Source organism: Paenibacillus eucommiae (assembly GCF_017874215.1).
Classification (GTDB): Bacteria; Bacillota; Bacilli; order Paenibacillales; family NBRC-103111; genus Paenibacillus_AI; species Paenibacillus_AI eucommiae.
Genome location: NZ_JAGGLB010000020.1, coordinates 57,261 through 81,461, shown reverse-complemented (window position 1 = coordinate 81,461; position 24,201 = coordinate 57,261). Strand labels below are relative to the sequence as shown.

Annotated in this window: 19 protein-coding genes; 15 read left to right on the top strand and 4 right to left on the bottom strand. The window is 44.4% G+C overall.

The genetic code is table 11. The features are described 5' to 3' along the window. Positions 1-80: 80 nt before the first annotated feature. The 10 genes from J2Z66_RS25455 to J2Z66_RS25415 all read left to right on the top strand — a co-directional run bounded on the left by J2Z66_RS25455 (position 81) and on the right by J2Z66_RS25415 (position 15,227). Positions 81-989 (top strand): ABC transporter permease, encoded by a 909-nt coding sequence (locus tag J2Z66_RS25455; protein WP_209975548.1) that lies wholly within the window; start codon positions 81-83, stop codon positions 987-989. 11 nt (positions 990-1,000) lie between these two features. Further along, positions 1,001-1,900 carry a carbohydrate ABC transporter permease gene (locus J2Z66_RS25450; protein ID WP_209975547.1) on the top strand — a complete coding sequence of 300 codons (900 nt, stop codon included), beginning with the start codon at positions 1,001-1,003 and terminating at the stop codon, positions 1,898-1,900. Between the two features lie 63 nt (positions 1,901-1,963). Beyond that, on the top strand, positions 1,964-3,874 hold the full coding sequence (locus J2Z66_RS25445) for a type 2 periplasmic-binding domain-containing protein (protein ID WP_209975546.1): 1,911 nt from the start codon (positions 1,964-1,966) through the stop codon (positions 3,872-3,874). A 95-nt stretch (positions 3,875-3,969) separates the two neighbouring features. Then, positions 3,970-8,778, top strand: a complete 4,809-nt coding sequence (locus tag J2Z66_RS25440) for a discoidin domain-containing protein (RefSeq protein ID WP_209975545.1) — start codon at positions 3,970-3,972, stop codon at positions 8,776-8,778. 30 nt (positions 8,779-8,808) lie between these two features. Next, positions 8,809-12,042: an S-layer homology domain-containing protein gene (locus J2Z66_RS25435; protein ID WP_209975544.1), complete on the top strand. Its 3,234-nt coding sequence runs from the start codon at positions 8,809-8,811 to the stop codon at positions 12,040-12,042. Between the two features lie 74 nt (positions 12,043-12,116). Beyond that, entirely contained in the window at positions 12,117-12,299 is a 183-nt protein-coding gene (locus J2Z66_RS25430; protein ID WP_209975543.1) for a hypothetical protein, read from the top strand. A gap of 33 nt (positions 12,300-12,332) precedes the next feature. Continuing rightward, positions 12,333-12,521: a hypothetical protein gene (locus J2Z66_RS44145; RefSeq protein WP_376774479.1), complete on the top strand. Its 189-nt coding sequence runs from the start codon at positions 12,333-12,335 to the stop codon at positions 12,519-12,521. Then, a complete protein-coding gene (locus tag J2Z66_RS25425; protein WP_209975542.1) occupies positions 12,430-12,618 on the top strand; it encodes a hypothetical protein in 189 nt (62 codons plus the stop codon). Before J2Z66_RS44145 ends, J2Z66_RS25425 begins: the two co-directional genes overlap by 92 nt. Before the next feature lie 850 nt (positions 12,619-13,468). Then, positions 13,469-14,326, top strand: coding sequence for a phytanoyl-CoA dioxygenase family protein (locus tag J2Z66_RS25420; protein ID WP_209975541.1), 858 nt, complete (start codon positions 13,469-13,471; stop codon positions 14,324-14,326). A gap of 22 nt (positions 14,327-14,348) precedes the next feature. Then, positions 14,349-15,227: an AraC family transcriptional regulator gene (locus tag J2Z66_RS25415; RefSeq protein WP_209975540.1), complete on the top strand. Its 879-nt coding sequence runs from the start codon at positions 14,349-14,351 to the stop codon at positions 15,225-15,227. Between the two features lie 530 nt (positions 15,228-15,757). Here the strand turns inward: J2Z66_RS25415 and J2Z66_RS25410 are convergent. The 3 genes from J2Z66_RS25410 to J2Z66_RS25400 all read right to left on the bottom strand — a co-directional run bounded on the left by J2Z66_RS25410 (position 15,758) and on the right by J2Z66_RS25400 (position 18,121). After that, a complete protein-coding gene (locus J2Z66_RS25410) occupies positions 15,758-15,925 on the bottom strand; it encodes a hypothetical protein (protein WP_209975539.1) in 168 nt (55 codons plus the stop codon). An 89-nt stretch (positions 15,926-16,014) separates the two neighbouring features. Then, on the bottom strand, positions 16,015-17,097 hold the full coding sequence (locus J2Z66_RS25405) for a Gfo/Idh/MocA family protein (RefSeq protein WP_209975538.1): 1,083 nt from the start codon (positions 17,095-17,097) through the stop codon (positions 16,015-16,017). A 124-nt stretch (positions 17,098-17,221) separates the two neighbouring features. Beyond that, positions 17,222-18,121: an AraC family transcriptional regulator gene (locus J2Z66_RS25400; protein ID WP_209975537.1), complete on the bottom strand. Its 900-nt coding sequence runs from the start codon at positions 18,119-18,121 to the stop codon at positions 17,222-17,224. A 137-nt stretch (positions 18,122-18,258) separates the two neighbouring features. On the opposite strand from J2Z66_RS25400, the gene J2Z66_RS25395 reads away from it, so the two are divergent. The 5 genes from J2Z66_RS25395 (at position 18,259) to J2Z66_RS25375 (ending at position 23,614) form a co-directional block, all read left to right on the top strand. Further along, on the top strand, positions 18,259-18,441 hold the full coding sequence (locus tag J2Z66_RS25395; RefSeq protein WP_209975536.1) for a hypothetical protein: 183 nt from the start codon (positions 18,259-18,261) through the stop codon (positions 18,439-18,441). An 870-nt stretch (positions 18,442-19,311) separates the two neighbouring features. Next, positions 19,312-20,316, top strand: coding sequence for an ROK family protein (locus J2Z66_RS25390; protein WP_209975535.1), 1,005 nt, complete (start codon positions 19,312-19,314; stop codon positions 20,314-20,316). Between the two features lie 190 nt (positions 20,317-20,506). Beyond that, positions 20,507-21,718 (top strand): MFS transporter, encoded by a 1,212-nt coding sequence (locus J2Z66_RS25385; protein WP_209975534.1) that lies wholly within the window; start codon positions 20,507-20,509, stop codon positions 21,716-21,718. A gap of 142 nt (positions 21,719-21,860) precedes the next feature. Continuing rightward, positions 21,861-22,505, top strand: coding sequence for an Imm19 family immunity protein (locus J2Z66_RS25380; protein ID WP_209975533.1), 645 nt, complete (start codon positions 21,861-21,863; stop codon positions 22,503-22,505). 227 nt (positions 22,506-22,732) lie between these two features. Continuing rightward, positions 22,733-23,614, top strand: coding sequence for a hypothetical protein (locus tag J2Z66_RS25375; RefSeq protein ID WP_209975532.1), 882 nt, complete (start codon positions 22,733-22,735; stop codon positions 23,612-23,614). A 147-nt stretch (positions 23,615-23,761) separates the two neighbouring features. Here the strand turns inward: J2Z66_RS25375 and J2Z66_RS25370 are convergent, their stop codons facing one another. After that, positions 23,762-24,166, bottom strand: coding sequence for a RidA family protein (locus J2Z66_RS25370; RefSeq protein WP_209975531.1), 405 nt, complete (start codon positions 24,164-24,166; stop codon positions 23,762-23,764). Positions 24,167-24,201: the final 35 nt, after the last annotated feature.

Below are 24,201 nucleotides of genomic sequence, written 5' to 3'. Positions count from 1 at the left end.
TGTAGGCTCGTTATTCCGTCTTTGCTTTTTTATAATGAGAGTACAAACTAAGAAAGAAATCAACTAAAGAGGGTGTGTGGATGGAGCTCATTCAAAAAATGAATCGGTACAAGTTTTTATATGTACTTCTTTCCGGGGCATTAATCTGGACACTCGTATTTTGCTACGTGCCCATGCTCGGGATCATCATGTCATTTCAGGATTTTAACATTTTTAAGGGCTTTTTCGGAAGTGAGTTTGTAGGGCTGAAGCATTTTGTAACCATTTTCACAGATCCAGTATTCTTGAAAGCGATTTGGAACACCCTGCTGTACAACTCAGTTATTCTTTTTCTGGGATTCCCTTGTCCGATTATTCTTGCCCTTTTGTTTAACGAGCTGAGAGGCGTGTTTTTCAAAAGAGCGGTTCAAACGATCAGTTATCTCCCGTATTTTTTATCCTGGATATCGGTTGTTGCCTTGTTTTATGCCTTTTTTGAGATGGCGGGGCCATTTAATGATCTGAAGGTGTTGATTTTCGGAGAGCAAGTGGAGCGGACGAATATTCTGATGGATCCGGACAACTTTTTGGGCATTTTGTTTGGCTCGCATTTATGGAAAAATATTGGATGGTCTTCGGTCATCTTTCTTGCCGCCATTGCGTCGATTGATTCACAGTTATACGAGGCGGCTGTTGTGGATGGGGCAGGAAGATGGAAGCAGGTGCTGCATATTACATTGCCTAGCATTTGGCCGACCGTTATGATCATATTCATTCTGTCGTCAGGAAGCCTGGTGTCTTCTAATTTTGAGCAGGTTTTCGGATTTCAGAATTTGTATACGATGGAACAGACGCAAGTTGTTAATACCGTTGTTTATAAGCTTGGCGTGCAGCAGGGCAATTATTCACTGGCGACGGCCTTTGGTTTGGCACAGGGGATTGTATCTTTCCTGATTGTTTATGTGGTGAACTTGGTAGCCAAGAAAGTAAGCAATGTTGGCATCTGGTAAAGGAGAAGTCTATGATTAGAAACAAGAGCGAGCGACTATTTAACGTTGTTAATATCCTATTTATGCTGTTTTTATGTGTGGTCACTTTGTACCCTTATTTAAATCAGCTGGCCGTTTCTCTTAATGATGGTCAGGACACGATTTTTGGGGGCATTACGATATATCCGAGGGATTTTACCTGGGAGAACTATGTAACCGTTTTTACGAATGCAGGCTTTGTCACTTCACTCCTCGTTTCCCTGTTGAGAGTAGTGGCAGGTACGATTCTGGGTTTAGTGCTCATTACTGGCGCTGCCTATGCGATTTCAAAGAGAAATTTGCCGGGAAGAAATTTTTTCATTTTCTTCTTGATTATTCCGACCTTTATCTCAGGCGGCCTTATCCCGACGTATATCCTTTATAAAAACTTGCATTTGATGAATCATTTTATGGTATATGTGCTTCCGATGGCTTTTGTTTTCTTCTATATGATCATTATTCGCACCTATCTGCAGTCCTTACCGCCAAGTCTTGAAGAGTCTGCCGTCATCGACGGGGCGAATGAATTTCAAATTTTGTTCCGCATCATGATTCCGCTTTCAATGCCGGTTATGGCGACGGTGATGTTGTGGCTGGCTGTGGCTCACTGGAATGACTGGACCACGTCGCTTTATTTTATAACGAAGAAAGATTTATTCACCTTGCAGTATGTTATGTACAAAGTGGTTAAAGAAGCTGAGCTCATCAATGAAATGATGGTTTTAAGAGCAATGACCTCCGGTGGCGGGGGAGCCTCCCAGCAGGTGACTGTAACGCCCGAATCTGTCAAAGCGGCCACCATCATTGTCGCCACGCTGCCGATCGTTATGCTGTATCCGTTCCTTCAGAAGTACTTTATTAAGGGCGTTATGATCGGCGCTGTCAAAGAATAAGCAGACCCCGGGTACAACACATCATGTGTTTATCAATAAAAAATGGTAAAGGGTGGTAAGAACATGCAAAGAACAATGGCCAGATGGCTAAGCTTATCCCTGGTTTTGATCATCGCTGTAGGATTGCTCGCAGGCTGCTTGGAGAAAGATAAGCCAACTGCAGATCCTGGCAAAGAATCACCAGCTCCACAATCAACCAAGGAGGGGGATGGGGCGGAGCAAGGCTATGTGCCGGCCAAGGAGCTCGATTTGACGATCTGGAATACGCAAGGGACTGATGTGCGTGCAGTTGAGAAACCCAAGGAAGATATTCCTGGAGACTGGCTGGCTAATAAAACGAAGGTGAAGATTAAGGAGTTTTATGGAAATGGCGGAGGCCAGTGGGAAGCCAAGCTTACGACGCTGGTAGCTAGCGGGAACCTTCCGAATCTTGTTCTTACCCAAGCAGGACAGGGGCCAGCCCACCATGCCAAGCTTCATGAAGGGGATCTGAACTGGGAGCTTACACCTGATATGATTCAGAAATATGCTCCGGATGTGTGGAAGAGTATTCCTTCGTTTGTGTGGGATTCCATTAAGATCGATGGGAAAATTTATGGTATTCCATTTGGTATGGCTGTTGATAAAGAAATAGATCCTAATTTGGGTGATGATTTTGTTACCGCATTCACTGTTCCGAGGGAACGTATAACAAGTACATCCGGCACGTTGATGGTCAGAGACGATATCCTAAAAAGCTTAATTCCCTCAGCATTAAACTATGAAGAAATTATGAAGCTCATTAAAGAGAAAAATGCTCCAATCGGCGACAGCTTCGTATTGCCAATCCAATCTACAGATGAATATGTAAAGTTTATGTATGATATCAAAGCTTTAAATTTAAAAGAAGGCAACAAGCCTGTGTATGCGACCGGTTATGATGGAGGCGACAATTGGTTCGCTCTAAGTGTTTTAGGTGCTGAAATGCTCGGATACAAAGGCTATTACTATACAGGCTGGCTCGACATTCCGCAGAAAAAAATGGGGTTCGGATATTTAAATCCCGTATTTAAAGAAGCCGCCAAAATACAAAATAAAATGATTAATGATAAAGTAATAGACCCGGAATCACTGGTGCATAATGCAGAGAAGTATAAAGAAAAAGTGATGAACGGACAATATGCGATTATCTGGAACGCAACAGCCGGAGATGTGAATCCGCTTCTGGAGAAGGCAGGAAAGACTTTCAGATATGTTCCATTTTACACACAGGTTCCACAAAGACCCGAATTTCCTGCTTACAAAGAAGGACCTCCAACCTTTTCTTCGGCATTATCTTTATTGAAAACTTTGAAAGAGGATGAAGTGCCCCAGGTTCTTAACTGGATCAACATGATGTTCACGGATGAGTGGGAGGACATTAAGTATTGGGGAACTAAAGAAGCCGGATTATATGAAGAACTGGCAGATGGAAAAAGACAATTCAAAGATGCCAATATGCAAAAGTTTCTCGTTGAGCTGGATATGACAGCGATGGACTGGAAGGATGCTAAAGGCTTGAGCTTTGATAATCAGCCGCTAAATGGAGGATCTCCCGGCTATTGGCAAGGTGTCGTGAAATGGAATGGTCTCGGCAGCAGTAAATACAATCCTCAATTTTTTAATAAAACGATTCAATATGCAACATTAAATGATGCTATGAAGTTTCCTTCTTCAAGTCCATTTGCATCAGGCTTTATACCTGTGCCCAATGTTCAGTCATTTTCAGCGGAATACGCGAATGTACCTGAAGTTCAGAAGCTTTGGTCAACAAGGGCTACATGGGATGACCCGTTCAAGGTAGCTATGACTGCGAAAAACGAAGAACAGTTTAGTAAAAACTGGGATGCTGCGATTGCCAACTTCAGAAAAACGATTGATGTTGACAAAATGCTGGAGGAACAAACCCAAATCGCACTGCCACTACTTGAGAAGCGTGCTGCGCAGGCCAAATAACGCATAGTGGAAACGCATACCATCAAGTACACGATTTTCATAATAATTGTACTTGGTGGTGTGTTTTTTTAGCTGGGAAAATAAGGAGGTATATCATGGTTTCGAAGAGAAAAAGCAATCCCATATTTATCTTATTCTTAATGACTTGTCTCATTTATTCTTCTTTAGGCATAGCGGGCCCTACGGTTCTCGGTGCAGAGGCGGAGGGGAGTGGTAATGCTGCTTCACCCCAGAATACATTCCCGGATGTGAAGGGACATTGGGCAGAGAATCCACTGAAGGAATGGATAGCTTCTGGTCTAATCCAGGGCTACTCGGATGGTACTTTGAAGCCGGATCGTACGGTTAATCGGGGGGAAGCATTCGCGCTAATGAATCGCTCCTTTGGTTTTTATGAGCAAGCACAAATCAACTTTTCTGATGTAACCGTTTCCGATTGGGAATATGAAGAAGTGGCCAAAGCGGTGAAGGCCGGCTATGTGGAGGGCTATGAGGGTGGAACTATTGGCGTCAAGCAGCCAATCAGCAGACAAGAAGCAGCGGTGATCATCACCCGTTTGCTGGGTCTGGAAGGAAATGAAGAAAGTGCAGCTGCGAACGTCTTTACCGATGCCAAGCAGTTTCCACAGTGGAGCAAAGGGGCTATTGCATCTGTATCAGCCGCAAAAATTATGGAGGGTTATGAGGACGGAAGCTTCAAGCCGGAGGCCCTCATTACTCGTGCTGAAATGATAGTCACATTGGATCGCGCTCTCAAATCTAAAGATAGCACGTTGGAGAAGGAACCTTTGCCGACTAATGGTCCAGGGGACGAATCTTCGGGACAAGGGGGCTCTCAAGGGACGGGCTCTGGGGTGACAAGCCCTCCAGTGACAGGTCCGGTTACGGGTACGCCCGGAGGCGGGGGGAATATCGGAGGAGGAGATGGCGGAACTACAATAACACCTGTACATATCGTTTCGGTATCTGCTGTAAACGGAAAGATTAACGTTGCGTTAGATGCCGTTCCGGATGCAGTACCTACTATTGATAATTTTACGGTACATCAAGTTATTAACGATGCAGCTCCAATATCTGTAACACCAAGCCTTATTGCATGGGATCCGAGCTCCAAGTCAGCGGCTTTAACGGTTCCGAGCGTTTCTCCTGGTGAGGCGGAGCAGTCTATCAGGTATCAAGTGAGTTATCATGGCGAGGCAGCAATCGAATCGGCAGCGTTTGTTGTATGGGCCGATAACGGGGGCGCTGGCATTTATGTGGATCATGTCAATGGCAGCGACTTGAATCCGGGGACAATTAATTTCCCTTTCAAAACCATTGAGAAAGCCAGAGATACAGCGCGTCTCAGCCTCCCGAATATGACGGAGGATGTCATTGTCTACCTGCGTGGTGGAACGTATCCCTTAACACATACACTAAAGTTCGATCAAGGAGACTCTGGAAAAAATGGACATAATGTCATCTACAAAAACTACAATGGGGAAACGCCTGTCATCAGTGGTGGAAAAACGATTACCGGTTGGAACTTATTTGATGGTTCCAAAAATATTTGGGAAGCCAGTGTCGACGCTTCGCTGGAAACACGGCAAATTTATGTAAACGGTACCCGTGGCATACGGGCAAAATCGGCAGGCGGATTGCCAGGGGCTACCCTCACTTCGGGCGGCTATACAACTATAGATACGAATATGCAATATTGGGGAAATAAAAGTGATATAGAGTTTGTATACAATAATCTTTGGATCGAACCCCGTGTCGGTGTAGCCAGTATTTCGGGAACTGCGATTACGATGAAGCAGCCAGCCTGGGACATGGCATTTCAAGGTGGAGCACCGCTTACGATTAAAGAGGATGGACCCATTCCGACTTTTATAGAAAATGCGTATGAGCTGCTTGATGAAGAAGGGGAATGGTATCTGGACCGGTCTTCCAGGAAGTTATATTACAAGCCAAGAGCAGGGGAAAACATGGACTCGGCTGAGGTTGTGGCTGCCTATCTAAGCACGCTTGTCAGCGGCTCAGGGAATGTAGACAATCCTGTTCATAACATTCAATTCGAAGGCATTACCTTTGCTCATGCAACCTGGCTATACCCTAATGGCAACGAAGGATATACGCCTATACAGGCTTCTGTCTATTCGAAACCTTACGCTTCGCCAGAGTATTCGTATGATTTGGACAACTGGATTGTGATGCCTGCTAATATCAGCTTCAGCATGGCCAAGAATATCCGTTTCGAAAGAAACAAGTTCATCCATCTCGGAGCTTCCGCTCTTGGGTTTAGCAACGGAAGCCAGGACAATGTGATATCCGGGAATGAGTTTACCGACGTCTCGGGATCGGCCGTACAAATTGGCGGTGTCAGCTTGAATGACAGTTACCCGCAAGACCTGCGTTATGTGGTAAAGAACAACCAGGTGACGAATAACTATATTCATCAAATAGCCGTGGAATACCGGGGTTGTGTGGGCGTGTTTGTTGGCTACACGGAAGGTACGCTGGTCAGCCATAACGAAATTGCTGATTTGCCATACACAGCGATTACGATGGGCTGGGGCTGGGGAGACCGGGACTTTGCCGATAAGCCTGATAGAATCAGTAAAGCGGAGGATCGGTGGAGAATCCTGTACAATGTGCCATCATCCAGCAAAAATAATGTGATTTCCCACAATCATATTCATAATATTATGAGTTATTTGAAGGATGGAGGCGGAATCTACAATTTAGGCGCCCAACCTGGAGGCGTTATTGAAGGAAATTATGTTCACGGTGTGAATAACGAATATGGCGCGATTTATCTGGATTCGGGAAGCCGGTATTTGACTGTTGCCAACAATATTCTCCATAGCTATGTGAGAAATTTCATTATTTCCTTTTATGACAATGATGTGGAATTCAACTACTGGAATGCAGACAATGGATATTGGTGGGAAAAAACCGGATTGGTAGCCAATAATTATAAAATCGGAAACGGCAATGTCCCTGCTTCGATTTTGGATCAAGTTGGCCTGGAACCGGCTTATGCCAATTTATTGCCAACATCCTCCGTTAATTTTGCTCTAGGGAAGTCAGTTGCAGCCTATTATAATGATGGCACTCCCGCAACCATGCAAGCGAACACGGAAGTTTACCAAGCAGTCGATGGCGATCCTTCTACCATCGCATTGGCAGCCAATCAGTTTGCATGGACAATGGAGGTTGATCTGGGCAATACTTATTTGATCGATAGAGTCGTTACTACTTTCATGTCAAATCCTCCATTTTTCACTAACTTATGGGCGACCGATTATGAGATACAAGTATCGGATACAGGCGGGAACGGGAACTTCACAACGGTTAAAACAGTCACGGGGTCTGCAGGAGGCCAGGATGAGCAATTATTTACTCCGGTAAATGCGAGATATGTACGTGTAGTAGCGTTAAAACCCGATGGACCGGGACAAACTGGCTCCCAGATGGCTATAGCGGAACTGGCTGTGTATGGTAAAACTGCTTTTACTCCGTTACCTCTTCCCGACAGGGCACCTGCTATCGTACCGAATTATAATCTTGCTCTTGGGAAAAAAGCCGCTGCTTATTATCAGGATGGCACAATCGCATTGATGCAAGCGGGAGCAGAAGCTGATAAGGCAGTTGATGGCAATTCCGTTACAACTTCCATTGCAGCCAATCAATATGCATGGACGTTGGAAGTGGACTTGGGCAGCATTTATAACATTAACAGGGTAAAAACGCGGTTTGCCCCGGGTTTATACGCAACTGAATATGACATTCAGGTTTCGACAACCGGAATCAGCGATAGTTTTATAACGGTCAAATCAGTCAAGGGCTCTACTGGGGATGTACAGGAGGAAACTTTTGTACCGGTAAATGCCAAATATGTGCGCATTAAAGCTATAAAGCCAGCTGGAGGCAATCAGACGGGAAGCCAAATGGCGATCAGCGAAGTGGAAGTCTATGAATATTTTAATTACTCACTAAATAAGACGGCAACTGCCTATAACATCGACGGAAGCCTTGCCGTGATGCAGCCGGGGCATGAAACTGACAAATCAGTGGATGGCGACACCACTACAGGGGCTATGGCAGCCAGTGAATATGCCTGGATGGAGGTCGTTGATCTTGAACATGTTTTCGACATTGAGCGAATTTCTGTCATTTTCGATGAGAATCATTGGCCAACGGATTTTGAAGTCGCGGTTTCTACTGATGGCGTGAATTACAACATGATTGATCATCTTACTGATTTTACAGGCAGAGCTTATGGTTATTGGTTATCCAGGCCCGTTATGCACGTGGAAGCCAGATATGTCCGTGTGAAGGCGAATAAACCGGATGGTCCGAATCAGACTGGCACGCGGATGCAAATTAATGAAATCAGTGTATATGCCTCAGACCGGGTGCTCAAAATGTCACAAAAGACGGACAATCAAGCAGGAGATAAATACTATTACCGTACGATATCGAATCAAAGCTTTACCTTTGAAGCCGGTGATGTGATCGAATACGATGTTAAACTGAATACCGATGATGCTGGAATAGGCGGTATAGATATTAGAACTACGGATCAGACCGTATTTGGGAATGTATATTGGGAGGACCAGAACGGAATTACAGGTACACCATGGAATGATCTGAGAGCGAATGCTTTTGGAAAATGGTATCATCGTGAGCTAACAGTTCCTGACGCTATGGCTGGCAAAACATCATCAGGCTGGATGCTAGCATTCGAGAACGATTCCGTTTCGAAAGTATTGCAGGCTTCCTATGACAACATTGTTGTGAAAAGAGGCGGGAATACAGTATTGACGGTTTATAAAAGCGGTCAGCCCCAAGTCAACGTGATGGATCGCTCCAGCCATTTTGATACGGATGCCCCTGCTAGTGTGGTCAATAGAAATTAAAGTTCAAATAAATATGTTAGGGGTGTGATCATGATTTTAACCAATTATAAGAAGAGAACCTTTCTGCTTTTTATGATGTTTTGTCTTATTTTTTCAACGTATGGTCCGGCAGTTGGCACGGTTTTTGGTGCTGAATCGGATTCGAAATCGGATTTGGATTCAATGGATACCTCCAGCTCATCCCGGACAGTGTTAGCCGATCTAACTAATCATTGGGCAGAAAAGCCTTTGACGGCTTGGATGGAGGCTGGTCTCATCCATGGCTATTCGGATGGTACATTCAAACCGGATCGTATCATTAACCGGGGAGAGGTGATCGCTCTCATCAATCGGTCCTTTGGCTTTAACGCAAAGACTCCGATTCACTTTACAGATCTTTCCGCTTCCGACTGGGAATATGAAGATGCTGCCAGAGCGGTACAAGCAGGCTACATCGATGGCTATCCCGACGGTACGATCGGTACGAAGCGATCCATCAGCAGACAAGAAGCGGCAGTTATCATCGCTCGTATAATGAAGCTGGATGTGCAGGCAGAGAGTGGGGCAGCGAATAGCTTTGCAGATGCGAAGCAGATTCCGGAGTGGAGCAAGGGGGCGGTGGCAGCTGTAGCTGCTGCTGGGCTCATGGAGGGTTACGAGGATGGAAGCTTTAAGCCTGAAGCCTTCATTACACGGGCAGAGGTTGTTGTTGCTTTGGATCGTGCGCTGCATGCAAGTACTGCGTTAGAATACAAGGAAGCGGGCGTATACGGAGCAGCTGCAAATGATGTCCAAGCGATAAACGGCGATGTCGTTGTCCTCGTTCCCGGTGTGACGCTGCAAAACATGAAAATCACAGGAGATTTACTGTTGGCAGAAGGCATTGCAGAAGGGGAAGTTTTCCTGAAGAATGTAGAGGTCCTAGGGACGACAGCGGTTAAAGGCGGTGGTATCAACAGCGTACATGTGGAAAACAGCGCCATAGGATCCATGATCGTCGATAAAGCATCGGGTGTCGTGCGTATTGTTGTGGAGGGTAACACAGTGATAGCCGCAATGATTGTAAGGTCTTCGGTTATTTTGAGTGGATATTTTGATCAAGTCGACGTTGAAGCTAAGAACATTGTTGTTGAATTCACGCAAGGTGTAATCAAGCAATTGTCAATCGCTGAACAAGCAGCGGGTACACATATAAGTGTAGATAAGAATGCCAAGATTATTTCGCTAATTTTGCATCAGATAACTAAAGTAATGGGTCAAGGCATAATCGAAAAGGCAGCACTTAGTGAAAAAGCGAAAGGGACGACGTTTGACAAGCAGCCGTTGCTGCTGACAGGTGCGGGGGCCCCGGCTCCAGTCTCTGGATCGTCGTTCTCGTCGGGTTCGTATAATCCGAATCCTTCAACACCTCCAGTTCTAGAGGAGACGGTCTCTTATTCAGCAGTCAACGGGGCAATCACCGTTTCGTTTGATAAGTTACCGGGCGAAGCACCTGTGATTGGCGACTTTGTGGTTAAGCAGATCATTGGTGGTACGGATGAAATACTCGTGATGCCAAGTGATATTGCATGGTATCCAGCTGAGAAAAAAGCGGTTTTAACCTTGCCAACGATTTCCCAATTGCTGGTGGAGCAGCGCGTAGTCTATCGGGTTTCCTATAAGGGAAGAGCGACTGTTGATACCCTGCCATTTGTTGTGCCAGTGCTGGATTTGCATGAGAATAACATCCTGCAGTATGTATTTGATGAGATGCCAGCTCAAGTGCCAAGCGCAGGTAATTTTAAGATTGAGCGGATGGACAATGGTGACATCGTCAATCCCATGCATATTGCGTGGGATGAGACGACATTAACTGCAGCACTGACAGTTCCAAGCATTTCACCGCTTCCATGGGAGCAGTACGTGGAATACGAAATCACTTACGATGGGAAAGAACCAGTTAGAACAAATGCTGTTACCATTGCGCGAAAGAATGGTTACACATCGGTCCTGGCCAATTCTTCCTTTGAACAATGGACGGGTGCTTCTGCAGATAGCTGGTTGTTTTGGGGAGAAGGCTTTACGCATTCGGATACGATCAAGCGGAGCGGACAGTACAGCCTTACTGTGAATGGGTTGTCTGCCAACCAGAATGAAGTTGGCGGCGGCGGCCCCATTCAAATTACGAACCTCGAACCGGGTCACTATGTTGGGGTATTCCATTATCTGACTTCGGCACAGACAGCGGGAACGCTCCGTTATGTGCTGCAATATAGAAACGAAGATAGCGTTATGATCGGATCCACATTAGGAGAAATCCAGCAAGGCGGAAAGTCAAATGGCAAGTGGACGACAGCTTCATTCGAGTTTGATGTGTACCCGGATTACAGCGGTCTGCAGATGTCGAGCGCTCAGTTAATTCTGAACATTCAAAATTTCCATGAAGGGGAAAGCGTCTATTTGGATGACATAGAGCTTATTCGTCAGGATGATGTTGTGCCTTTCATGCAGGCTTCAGCAGAAAATGGAACTGTGCGGCTTATGTTTAACGAGGAGCCGGCACGGGTGCCAGTGTTAAGTGATTTTAAGATAGAGCATGTGGGTAACGGAGGCTTCAGTGGCTTCGTCACTCCGACGCATATAGAGTGGGATGCTACAACATTAACTGCAGCATTGACGGTGCCAAGTATTGCATCGCTGCCATGGGAGCAGTATGTGGAATATGAAGTTACTTACAGCGGAAAAGAACCCATTCGTACGAATTCAGCTACAATTACGCGGCAGGAAGGCTACACCTCGGTGTTGGCGAATTCTTCTTTCGAGCAATGGTCGGGTGGAGGTGCGAATAGCTGGCTGTTTTGGGGAGAGGGCTTCGCGCCTTCGGATACGTTTAAGCGGAGTGGACGGTACAGCCTTACTGCGAATGGGTTTTCTGCCGGACAGAACGCAATGGGTGGAGGAGCACCCATTCAGATTGTGCACCTTGAACCAGGTCACTATGTAGGAGTTTTCCATTACCTGACTTCAGCGTATGTGGATGGCAATCTCCAATATTTGAATGCGAAACTTTTTTATCAGGTACAATTTAAAGACGCAAATGGCTTGCTGATTGGAACAGCCAACGGACCGTTCGAGATAGCGGGAACATCAAACGGCAAGTGGAAAACAGTCTCCTTTGAGTTTGATGTTTTTTCGCACTATGCTGGCAGACCGGCGGTAAGTGCGGAATTGATTCTGCTCATTCAAAATTTTCGTGAAGGAGAAAAAGTGTATTTGGATGACATCGAGCTGATTCGTAAGGACTAAAATAAAAAGCCATACTAAGTAGGAGTGTCAAGAATGGAAAAATAAGAAATCGCACGGCTGAATCGCTCAATCTTATGCTGATGACAGCTTATCCGGTACCATTCTGGCCAGTTGTGGAGAAGATGAAGGAGCTGAAGGAGCTGATCGACTCCAAAGCGTATGGTGAAGTTTTTCAGTTATCGATTTGGACCGAGCAATTGACGATTGTCGAGGAAGGACAATGGGGCAGCTTGGCGAAACGGCTAGGGGGCGGTTAATTTTTCAGCCATGGCTGCCATTACGTCGATTTGATGCTGCGTTTCCTGAGGAATCCGGTGAAGGGTGTGCACAGGAGGACGAATCAAGGAACGCTGTTGATGGAAAAAGAAGGAACGAGCAATGTGACAATTGAATTCGAGAATGGCGTGTTGGGCTACCATTTCGGCACTTGGGGAGCCCGTGGCACCCGGCTCACAGCTTTCACGCGCACTCGAATATGAAACAGAGCAAAACAACACGGTTGCCGATCTGCGGGGACTCGGACTGAATGAGGATTGGGAAAATCCAGCTTTAAAGACGAAAGTTCAGTTGACTTAACTTTGTAACAAGAAACAGAACCAAGAGCCAACATATTAGCAACATCAAACTTTCGCTACATCCTATACCAAGGCCCTGTTTCCTGCATTTGGCGGAAAGCAGGGCTTTTTATAACAAATATGAGTGCTGTATAGTGCTAAAGGATAAAGTGGGGTTACCCTTTCTAATTGAACTAAAAGTAAGTTGAAGTTTTATAGGTAAAAGCATCCTCGGAGCAGCCGGCTATCCCAAATCGAGTGGTAACTTTCACTTAACGATGTTTTTCATCGTTAAAGGAAGTGTTTCCAGGTCATCAGTCACTTTAACGATGAAAAACATCGCTAAAAGAGGCTAGATGGCCTCTTTGGGTGGTAAAAAGGGACGATGTTTTTCATTGTTAAAGTAAGGTTGTGGAGACGACTCGTACGTTTAACGATGAAAAACATCACTAAAGTAGCTGCTCTTCTCAGTTGTTCATCCCCAATGCCTTACCCGTTAAGAAATCTCTTCCAATCGAGAGTAAAACTCTTGCTGGCTGTCCGTTTGAGCATGGTGTTCGTGCGATTGCAGCTTCGAGAGGTAAGGGGTGTGGGCGGAAGAGCGATAGCGTCCGCCTTTAAAGATTTGTTCCACCCCCATATCCATCCATTCAAGGGAACAAATCTTTAACAGCGGCTGGAGCCCACACCCCTTACCTCCCAAGCACTGCGTTACGAATACGCTTATCAAAGGAAACCACAAGACGTCTTTGCAACTTTAGCCCTTTTCGGGAATGAATTCAAGTAATTTGGGACGTATTTTAATACTTGCGTGATCTATAATTGGATTGTCAGGAAAGCTGAAATCAATTATATTTAGGAGGGTTTATCCTATGACCAATTCTACACCGAAATTGCCCTACACCTATGAATTTGATAAGGAAGAATTAGAGGCAATCCGCGCATGCAATGAACAGCATGGATTTGCCGTTGTGAAAGATCTGCTTCCCCAGAACCTGGTTGAAAAGTTGAAAACCGAAGTCCTGCAAACGCTGGAGCAAGCATGCGATTCCCGTCCAGGGACAACACATTTTTCTACCAATTTTGTCGAGCTATCACCAACTCTTTTCAGCTTGTTAACCTATGAACCTTATATGAAAATTGTACGACACTTGTATGGAAATGCTCCTATTTCACTAAACAGATCAGCCGCCATTTACAAGAAGCCAGGAGCTGCTGTTGGAGCTTGGCATACGGATTGGGAGCCAAAGATCCACCCTTACCGTTGCAATGCAGTATTAAATACAACCGGCGCGTCTTCGAACTGGTTCTACTTAAATGGGACACATCCTGAAAGAGCTGGAATCGCTATCATTCCTGATTCGCATACAGAGGAGTGGGTAGCGCCTGAAGGGTTCGATTTTACCGCAAATCGCAAATCGTTTTACCGTCTTGGGACGGAGCCGAAGGATTGCTTGGAAATGGACTTTGAGGGTGTGTTTTCCCTTTATACCGAGCCTGGTGATCTGATTATTTTTGCAGAACGAACCTACCACGGTGTTCATGCACATAATGGCAATGAAGCCAGACTAAGCTGTGCGCTTTCTTTTCGTACCAAGGGTCAGGATTTTTCCGAATGCTGGCCATTGCCAGAATCTGCACAGCATTTTATCTCAAGCTGCTCGCCGGAAGTGAAGTCGCTCGTCGAAGAATATTTGGGAATCGATACCGGTTGGGTAAGCACAAATTAATTGTATAAAGCGAGGTAAGTCGATGGGACTTCTAGACATAAGTAAAAGTGTTAAGCTTATGTTTAATCCTGATAAAGTGGCAGGCGTGCAAATTATCGAGTGGACTTTGGATCGGGTTCAACAACAAATCCATTGGCATCCAACACTGGAACTATGCTTATGCTTATCTGGACATGGCCGGTTTACGTTCACGGAAAAGCAATATGAGCTAGGTCCCGGAGATATTATACTAGTTAACAACACGGAGCGGCATACAAGTCAGTCGAATCCTGGTGATGACTGTGTGTGCCTGGTTTTTTGCATTAACATGAGAACGATCCATGACTACGATCGGGATTTGCTGCTGCCATTTATATATGATCCCAAAACCTTCAATCATCTCATACCTGCTGAGTCAGCAACCGCTCAAAAAGTCGGACGGCTACTCTTGGAGATGAACTTAGAGATGAGTGAAGGGCAGAGTGCTTCCCGTAAAATCGTGAAAAGCATACTCTTTCAAGTTTGTGCCCTTCTTGTGCGTTACTATAAAAGTGATGAAATGATAAAGAGCAGGAAGCAAATTACTTGGAAGTTCATTATGCTGCAGCCCGCCTTATTGTATATCCAAACCAATTATCAGGAGCCATTGTGCTTGGCGGACATAGCCGGGATTTTGTCGCTCAGTCCATCCAGGAGCCGGCATTTGTTTCAGGAAGTGTTAGGGGAGGGCTTCAAATCCTATCTCCTGCAAGTCCGCATCCAGCAAGCCAAACAATTATTGGCCCAAACCGATACACCCATCACAGACATTTACTTGAGCTGTGGCTTTCAGAGCTCCACCTCTTTTTATCGTGAATTTAAAAAGATAACAACTATAACACCTCATGAATTTCGCAAGCAAGCTAGCGAAATTCATGAGTAGTAGTGTTAATAGCGAATCAACAAAAGCCCTGTTTCCCGTATGCGGTGGAAAGAAGGGCTTTTTATTGAGCTTAGAAAGAATAGATGTTGGGGAAGGCTTAAGGTATCGCCCTTTGAATGCGGCATCACAGATTTACAGCCTTACAGCTTCATTTCTCTATAGTTTTGCAGGTCTGTTGATTTATCGCTTTACAGTGGTAAATCAACAGAGCTTTAAAGTGTGCGTGGAATGTCGAATATTGGAAACATGAATTTCCTTATAGTCACTATCCCTTTAGCTCAGGGAGTAGGAAAATCCTGCTGATTGTCTGTTTGAGGTTCGGGTGTTCCTAGGCTTATCAGTTGAAAGAGGGAGCCAACTCCCCAATGTTGTCACAGGTTAACGAGGGGCAGCGGACGCGAATGAGAAACCAGTAACTGTAACGGACACCAGCGCTCCTTAGCGCCCCCCCAAAAGCCCAGCTGGAATTCTAACGGACAGGAGTGCCTCTTACAGCTCTAACGGAGCGTATTTTTCCCTTGATGGGCGAGCTAAGAGTCGCTGATGTCCGTTAGATGGGCGATGGATGAAAAAAATGTGTTGAAGGTACAACCTTGTCCGTTAGAAATCCGTCCGCTCTCCGCTCTCCGCTTGCCGTTGCTCGGGTTGCTCAGCGTATCGCCTGAGAAGTTGCTTAACCTGGCAACATTGGCCCACATCCATTCCCCAAGTACTTGGCGTAACGAACACGCACCAAAAAGGACGCCCGAAGGCGTCCTATTCATATCAGAACCATATGAAGACGTCCTCACCCCGCATAGATATGGGGATTTTGCCGTCGGCATTCTTCCATGACGACCATCTGCTGGCGAATTTGCTGGGGGGTTATTTCCAGCGGCGCACCGGTTGTAAGGGAACGGTGCAGCATCTGATACAATTGTCCCGTCATAGTCCGGAACATGCTCTTGTTGTCCTCCAGTGACAATTCCCAACGGTCCTCGTGCCAAGTCAAGGTTTCGCTGCAATAAGTAGGAATACCTGCTTTGTCCATCAGGGGTTCCTTGATTAATTTTTGTTCAGGTGCTTCTTCAGGTTTGAAATATTTCCATTGCAGCGATTCTGTATTGCCGCTTAGGCCGCCGTTAGTGCCTTGAACAGTAAACTGCGCTCTTGGAAATGTCGAGCATGAAGAAATTTCAAGATCAATCGTTGGCCGGCCTTCTCCTCTGAGAATCAGCTTCACATAATCTTCTGCATCCCCAAAGGTATTGGCCCGATCCATAATACAGGTGATCTGTGGAACTACGTCTGTACCAAATAATTGCAGCGCCTGATCTACCGGATGCGGACCTGTGTTGAGCAGGTTGCCGCCATTGTTGCTCTGCAGCGTCTGCCAATCCCATCTTCTTGCGAAGCCGTTATTGGTAAAATCAATTTGAACGATACGGCCCAAAACGCCGGATTCGATAACTTTGCGAATTTGCATAAAAGCCGGCTGGTAGCGCGACTGCTGGAAAATGGCGAGCACTTTGCCTGAGGCTTCGGATGCCTGGATTAACTGATCCACTTCAGCTGGCGTTTTTGCTAATGGTTTTTCACAGAGAACGTTAATGCCCCTCTTTAAGAGATCCAGGGATATGGGGAAATGCAGATCACTCGGCGAAGCGTTTACAACGAGATCAAGCTCCTCTTGCTCCACCATTTCCTGGTAGGTTGAATAGGCACGGCAGCCGTAATCTTGAATGGCAAGCTCTCTGCGTTCCTTTATGCCGTCTGCGATAGCCGCAATCTGATAATGTTCCGTCATGTTCACCAGGTGAGCCGCGTGAATATCTCTTCCGCTGCGCCCTTGCCCGATGATTCCCACTTTTAGAGGCCGTGTATCACTCATGGTTTCGTTACTCCTTTGTCGTAACATCTTTGGTCCATTTCGGTTCAACCCCATTGAAATGGCTACCATTAACAATACCGTTTGGCCGCTGCGATTGATTGCACTATTTTGTTAAATGTTTGCCTTATTTTTCGTTATTGAAGAAAAGTTTCTTATAGGCGGTGGGAGCTTCCCCAGTCCGTTTTTTGAAGGTGCGGATAAAATGGCTTAAATTTCGAAAACCCACGTGAAAACAAATTTGCGTCACCGTATGCTCATTTTGCCGGATCATATCCATAGCCCGTTCGATGCGGATCTCATGCATGAACTCGATGAACGTTTGGCCGACTTCCTTTTTGAACATATGGCTGAAATAGGCTGGTGTCATGTGGGCGATATCAGCGGCCTGCTCCAGAGAGATGTCTTGACTGTAATTGTCATACAAATAGCGAATTACCTTATCAAACTGCGCCTGATGGGATTTTAACTGTATAGATGGCCGGATTGTACGGCTGCTTCTGCGGAATTCTCTGTCAATAAGAATCAGCAGGTTAACTAAATTGATTTGAATCGAGAACTCGTAGCCTTCCTCTTTGCTGCTAAGTTGATCTGATATATCCTGAAGAAGCTGTTCCACCAGCAGCTGCTTTTCCTGAGCAATGTGCAGCCAGGGGTGCAGCCACTCGGATTGGGATTGCAAGTCCCTTTGATGGAGCAAGTGATAGTAAATCGTTTGGGAAAAAGGGCTTAGTTTATCATCAATAAAATACGGAATAAAATCAAGAATAATCAGCTCAAAATCCTTGTTGTGGAGGGCGTTCAGGCTGTGTTCCATCAAGGGAGGAATAAGAAAGATATCTCCTTTGCCGACAGTTAATGTTTGATTGCAGAAATGATGAGTACATACCCCCCGCATTACGTAGGCAATCTGAAAGTAATCATGCATGTGCACCTGCTGCTCAAGCTCCGTACCTTTGTGGCGGATGAAGTTGAACGGAATATCATTTTTGGCCTGATCCTTGAATTTCAAAAGTGTTGCTGCCATATCACACCTCCATGAGGAAAATAAGCATCTGTGTGTTAATACGAGAGTTGGATCAGATCATTAGTCTCTATAAAATAGCATAGTACAAATCGACTGCATTGACAACGAAAAATGAATCCGCGAGCGTATGAAAATAAATGAAAATCCGAGGGAGGGTTAATGCGTTTGCGAGTGAATGGCTCCGTGCACGTTATGGTCGTCAAACGCTTAAAGCTGTCGAAGAAGCTGCAGGGGATATGAATGTTATTATCGCTTTTCGTGCAATGGAAATAGACGGAGGGCAAGAAATTACTTTTAATGATAGGATTAAAGCTCAATAACCTTATACCTTTCTTTCTAGAGCATTCAATCAGGATGCTCTTTTTTTCTTGCCATTCTAGATATGACTAATAAATAAGCCGGTCAGGGGCAAGTGTGAGGTGAAAATAAAGCTACCTTCACAGGTGAATTAGCTATGTGTGATATAAAGGGATGAACGGGGGGGGGATGGAACCTCACTAGATCACATCCGTAAGAGATAATAATACTCGGTACGTAAAATGTTTAAAGAGGTGATCAAATGTTCGGATTAATGAATTTTTTGTTGTATTTAGCTTCGGTTTTGTTCATAATATTTTTGGTTTTTGGGCTTATACAATGTAGAAAGCATCATTTCACTGAAGGCTTTTACTTCTTTCTTATCATCTTCATTCTGAAGGTATATGGTGTATTAGCGCCTTATGTACTTAATCGTTACATGGATTCCCACTGGAACAATAATCATAAATTACCCATGGGGATGACTTTGGGAGAAATGGTCGCAATGACTGCATACATTCCTTTAATTATTGAAGTTTTTGCTTATAGTTTGTTAAGTATCGGTCTATATCGCAGGTGGAATGCTAGGTCCTCAAAACTATGAGCATTGGAATATTGATAAACATCCCGATCATGTAAATTAGTGAAAAACTATGGAGCGTGATTACAAAGGAATATCGTTGAGGTATTATATGGTAATAAATACTATTCCGGGGGATGTGTTGATATGATACTATGAACATAAGATTTCTTTCCCGGTAATCCTGTAGACAAAGTTCCATAAGGAACAAATCGGCAGGTCTTTTATTCAAAATAGTTTCAACTGGATCTCTTCTGAATGAACATTCATTTCACTGCTGAAATATTCCATGGTACATCAAATAGGGGGGCTTATGAGGAAAGCGAATGCCAACTTAATGAAAGAAATCAACATGAACAATGTACGCGAAGCGATGCAGCAGCTTGAAACGGCAACAAAGCCACAATTGTCGTCGCTGACTAAACTCAGTGTTGTGACAATAAACTCTCTGGTCAAGGAGCTGCACGAACGGGGAGAGTTATTTGAAGATATGATCATTCCATCCAATGGCGGTCGACCTGCGCAGACCTATCGCTATAATTACGATTTCAGCCTTGCTCTCATCTTGTATCTGAAAGAGAAGCAGGGACAGGAATTGGTTTCAGCGTCGGTGGTTAATCTGGAAGACCAGATGTTATCAAGAGAAGAATATATGATGCCTGTTTTTGACAGACAGCATTTTCATAATATTGTCGCTCATTTTATTGCTATGTATCCTTCCATCAAGATAATTGGCATGGGCATTCCAGGGCAGGCAGTCAATGGTGAAATAACGGTCAGCAGCCACCAAGAGTTGAGAGGTTCCCGTATGGTCGAAGAAATCGAATCCGATTTCGGATTGAGGGTATTGGTCGAAAATGATGTCAATGCCGCTATCAGTGGATACTGTATGAAGCAGGGGGAAGCAGAGGAACAGTGTATATTAGGTATCTACTTTCCGAATAGTTATCCTCCAGGCATGGGCATTATTTTGGATGGAAAAGTGGTCAAAGGCAGACATGGCATGTCTGGCGAAATCAAGTTCCTCCCCGGGAGTCCTGATTGGTCACGTGAGATGGCTTCAAATACATTCGTAGATGTCGTCTGTCAGATCATTCAAACGGTAAACGCGGTTCTCGCTCCAGATAAGATCATCATTTATCAGGACAGAGTGGTGGAAGATAGTTGGGAGCCTGCTTGGGAATTGTATCGGGATAGTCATCCGATGCCATCGTATCCTGAAATTATTTTGGAGAAAACCTTTCAACAGGATTTCGAGACAGGTCTTCGCAGGATGACACTGAAAGCAATGCAATCAAATTTGGTACCGCTCCTATAAAATCCCCGGAATGTGATTCCGAGGATTTTTTTTCTTTTCAGATACTCATATATTTTTATAAAATGGATATCTTGACAAGGTTGATATTGTACAGCATATTAAATAAGTAATCTTTATAAAGTTTATTTATTAAGTGCGGTTAAAGAATCAAATCATTTGCAACAATATTTGTATTAGGAGAGGATTATCTATGGCAACCTGGTTTTTAATTGTGATCTACCTTGCTTTTATTAGTCTCGGTCTTCCGGATTCTCTGCTTGGCTCAGCATGGCCCGTCATATGGCCAGAAATCGGTTCTTCTTTGGGCTCGGCAGGATTGGTATCCATGATTATTGCTGGAGGGACAATCGTTTCCAGTCTGGCAAGCGGGAGAATGATTCAACGTCTGGGCACTGGAAAGATCACTTTATTCAGTTGCCTCCTTACCGCAGTATCATTGCTTGGTTTTTCCATTGCTCCCTCAATGTTTTGGTTTGTCATTTTGGCCATTCCACTTGGTCTTGGGGCGGGCGCGGTAGATGCAGCATTAAATCATTATGTTGCTGAGAACTACAAGGCGCACCACATGAACTGGCTGCACTGCTTCTGGGGAGTAGGAGCAACCATGGGACCGATCATCATGGCCACTTATATGGCAGGTCAGCATTCATGGAGAGGCGGTTATGCTGCAGTAGCCATTATCCAGGTCATTCTTGTAATAATTCTTTTGGTAACTTTACCTTTATGGAAGCGTGTGGCTGCAAAACGGGATTTAGAGGATTCAGAGCACACAGTTCAAGACATACCTCGTGAAGAAAAGGCAGAATCGGCTTTCCCAACAAAGGTACTTCGCTTGAGGGGAGTTAAACCCTCACTGCTTGCTTTTCTCCTGTATTGTGGAGCAGAAACGACTGTTGGACTATGGGGAGCAAGTTACCTGGTGGGGACAAAAAATGTTACAGCAGAAATGGCTGCTGGGTGGATTTCTTTGTACTACGGAGGCATTACCATTGGAAGGTTAATCACTGGTTTTATCACGTTGAAAGTACAAAATCGACTGTTAATCCGTTACGGTCAACTTGTAACCGTTGCAGGAGGAATCATTCTGTTACTTCCTTTCTCCGCATCATTTTCTATGCTGGGGTTCATTCTAATCGGACTCGGTCTCGCCCCGATCTATCCAGGACTTCTGCATGAAACACCTGCTCGATTTGGAAAAGAGCATTCAGCAAAATTGATGGGCTACCAAATGGCTGTAGCTTATAGCGGTACTACGCTTCTACCACCCTTATTCGGACTCCTTGCAGCAAAAACCAGTACGGACTTGTTCCCAACCGTGGTACTTATTCTATTAGTTCTCATGTTATTCAGTGTAGAGACAGTGAATCGTATGCTAAGCAAACCGGGAAAAGTTTATGGGTAAGAAGTCAGCACACACCGGTGCTCTTTAAAATAGGCTAGTAGGAAATTGTGCTAGCTTTGCAAATAGAAAAACGACAATGTAGAATTATAATTGGACTTGAATTAGACTTAATGATCCTGGATATGAAGGGAACGATTCATTTATGTACACATCCATCTCAGCTGAGGAAGCTACGTTTTCCAATCAGGACTTTTGGTTGTTTTATCTTGCCGTTGCCTATGACCGCGCTTTTGACGAGCAAAAAGAAATCAATTTCACAGATGTGCTGGAGGAACGGAATTATATCATACATGCAGAGTATGTGGAGAAATACATACTAATAGAAATTCGTGAAGGGTTGACCTTGGTTGTAGAATTCAATCCAACAGATATCTCTTTCTATATGAATGATTTTAATATCGGGTACACGGGTGGACATTTTCATCTGAAATTTCTTACCTGGACGGAACTGCTGAAGCTCGCGGCTGCCTCTGATTATGGGAGGCTTTTGTTCCTACTCTTTCTGCCTGTCGTTGCTGTTGAGCAGCATGAAGCTGGGGAGGCTGCCCACCAGATCGCTCGGAGGCTGGAGGATTTGCCGATAAAAAAGCAGGATTGCGATTATTTTTCGAAGTGTATCCTCAATGGATTAGTAACAGAAGATGGGAATTTTGAAGAGATTCCGGGTAAAGGGCTGATCAGCAAAGCGAATCACAGCCTGCGTAAGTTTAGTGGTGAAGCGGGAGGACAAGATGACGAAGAGCAGCAGGAGCTATTGAAAATTAACCAGCTGCTTGCCGCGTTATAGCCGAGGTGGAGCCGGGGGTACTAGTTTGACAACAGAGCATGGAAGGTGGCCGGGGGGCCTCTTTTGCTCTTTTTTGGTGCTGAGAGAGAGACTGCTGCAAAAAAAATGTTCCCGCAAGTCCATTGTCCATTTGCTGAGAAGTCTATTCATAACAATTATTGTTTGTTATTATGGAATTATCAGGAAGGGTTACTTCCGAGGTACATTATACGTGCGGAGTGATGATAATGAATTTATTGGCGCTTGCTGGACAAATTGACGCAGGGAAGTTCCAACCTCATTTAGAAAACCATTTGCCTGCTGAAACCATCTCACGACTGCATGAAATGAATGTTGAAGGGATCGATAATCAGCTAAAGCAGGTAATTCGCAACCCCATTGATCTAACTGGAGAGATGAGCAAAGATTTGCTTGAACTGTATTACACCGCTTCATGGTTTAATTTATTCGAAATACTGCGTGTTCCGCCAGATGCGGCCGTTTTTGAAATTGCGGCTGGTGATACTATTTATATCCCGAGAGCACTCAACGCTTATTCTGGCAACACTACTAACGCTACTAACGCTACTAACGCAACTTATGTAACGGCCAACCTGAACAAAGAACTGTCTAAGGGCTTTTTTCAAAAAACGGCGGATCTGGACATACAAATCAAAATTATTGAAGATGACGGTGTGAACCTATTAGATTATTATGAACACGATTCGTTTGAAGTGGTTTCTTTCCATCACGCGCTTAATGATATTATACAAACGATTATCGCCGATATCGAAGGGATTGACACCGTTAATAACAATTGGTGGACGATCGAGCCTCAAATGCTGCAAGCAGTGATGCGATATAACGATCAGGGAAAGCTGAAGGAGGCCGCATACGAGCCTTTTATTAAAATCATAGATACCTGTACGAAACTGTTAAAAAAAGGCGGGTATATCATTTTTGACAATTGCACGTACGCTGGATATGAGCAGATCGGTTATTCGTCAGAATTCCATAGCTCCTACATACGTTTAGCCAGAGAGTGGATCACAGAGGCAAATTTAGATCTTGAAGAAGTCGAGCTGGATTTGTACGACAAGAACTGGTGGATGATTTTAAAAAAATTGTAGTTAGTAAGCGGCAGAGTAAGTAGTATGAAAGTTCAATAAAAAGAAACAAGTCAAACATCAAATTTTCACCAAAGGAGAAACCCTCACTAGCCATTACGGTTGGTGAAGGTTTTTCTTATTTTTATAGAATAGAACTCATTTTAAAAATCAACCTGCAGCCCAGACATCTAGTTCAATCTTTAATTCAGGTAAACCTAATCCTGTAATATAAGCAATGGTCATTGAAGGAGGTGTGGGACCGAATACTTTATTCCAAATTCCATAGAAATGATCCCAATCAATTTCTTCTGTGGCCCAAATGTTGATTTTAACTACATGATCAGGAGTCAAATTTTGAGAGGAAAGGATTTTAACAATATTGCTCATTGTATTTGTTACTTGTTCATTAAAATTTGCGGGGATATTATCGTTTTCATCGATACCAATTTGACCAGAAAACACATACGTTTCAGCATGTCTACTTATTTTTGTTACATGACTATAGTTCCCAACAGGTTTCGATATGTTTTCCGGATTATATCTTTTCACTACATTATTATTTAAGTTTTCCACGTATAAATGCTCCCTTATAAATATGAAATATACAA

What these genes read in the sequence shown, in the direction of transcription:
- J2Z66_RS25390 (WP_209975535.1), top strand. Translation starts at nt 19,312, where the DNA reads ATGAGGAAAGCGAATGCCAACTTAATGAAAGAAATCAACATGAACAAT.
- J2Z66_RS25455 (WP_209975548.1), top strand. Translation starts at nt 81, where the DNA reads ATGGAGCTCATTCAAAAAATGAATCGGTACAAGTTTTTATATGTACTT.
- J2Z66_RS25380 (WP_209975533.1), top strand. Translation starts at nt 21,861, where the DNA reads ATGTACACATCCATCTCAGCTGAGGAAGCTACGTTTTCCAATCAGGAC.
- J2Z66_RS25410 (WP_209975539.1), bottom strand. Translation starts at nt 15,925, where the DNA reads ATGTGGGCCAATGTTGCCAGGTTAAGCAACTTCTCAGGCGATACGCTG.
- J2Z66_RS25430 (WP_209975543.1), top strand. Translation starts at nt 12,117, where the DNA reads ATGCTGATGACAGCTTATCCGGTACCATTCTGGCCAGTTGTGGAGAAG.
- J2Z66_RS25405 (WP_209975538.1), bottom strand. Translation starts at nt 17,097, where the DNA reads ATGAGTGATACACGGCCTCTAAAAGTGGGAATCATCGGGCAAGGGCGC.
- J2Z66_RS25395 (WP_209975536.1), top strand. Translation starts at nt 18,259, where the DNA reads ATGAAAATCCGAGGGAGGGTTAATGCGTTTGCGAGTGAATGGCTCCGT.
- J2Z66_RS25420 (WP_209975541.1), top strand. Translation starts at nt 13,469, where the DNA reads ATGACCAATTCTACACCGAAATTGCCCTACACCTATGAATTTGATAAG.
- J2Z66_RS25445 (WP_209975546.1), top strand. Translation starts at nt 1,964, where the DNA reads ATGCAAAGAACAATGGCCAGATGGCTAAGCTTATCCCTGGTTTTGATC.
- J2Z66_RS25440 (WP_209975545.1), top strand. Translation starts at nt 3,970, where the DNA reads ATGGTTTCGAAGAGAAAAAGCAATCCCATATTTATCTTATTCTTAATG.
- J2Z66_RS44145 (WP_376774479.1), top strand. Translation starts at nt 12,333, where the DNA reads ATGCTGCGTTTCCTGAGGAATCCGGTGAAGGGTGTGCACAGGAGGACG.
- J2Z66_RS25400 (WP_209975537.1), bottom strand. Translation starts at nt 18,121, where the DNA reads ATGGCAGCAACACTTTTGAAATTCAAGGATCAGGCCAAAAATGATATT.
- J2Z66_RS25415 (WP_209975540.1), top strand. Translation starts at nt 14,349, where the DNA reads ATGGGACTTCTAGACATAAGTAAAAGTGTTAAGCTTATGTTTAATCCT.
- J2Z66_RS25450 (WP_209975547.1), top strand. Translation starts at nt 1,001, where the DNA reads ATGATTAGAAACAAGAGCGAGCGACTATTTAACGTTGTTAATATCCTA.
- J2Z66_RS25385 (WP_209975534.1), top strand. Translation starts at nt 20,507, where the DNA reads ATGGCAACCTGGTTTTTAATTGTGATCTACCTTGCTTTTATTAGTCTC.
- J2Z66_RS25375 (WP_209975532.1), top strand. Translation starts at nt 22,733, where the DNA reads ATGAATTTATTGGCGCTTGCTGGACAAATTGACGCAGGGAAGTTCCAA.
- J2Z66_RS25435 (WP_209975544.1), top strand. Translation starts at nt 8,809, where the DNA reads ATGATTTTAACCAATTATAAGAAGAGAACCTTTCTGCTTTTTATGATG.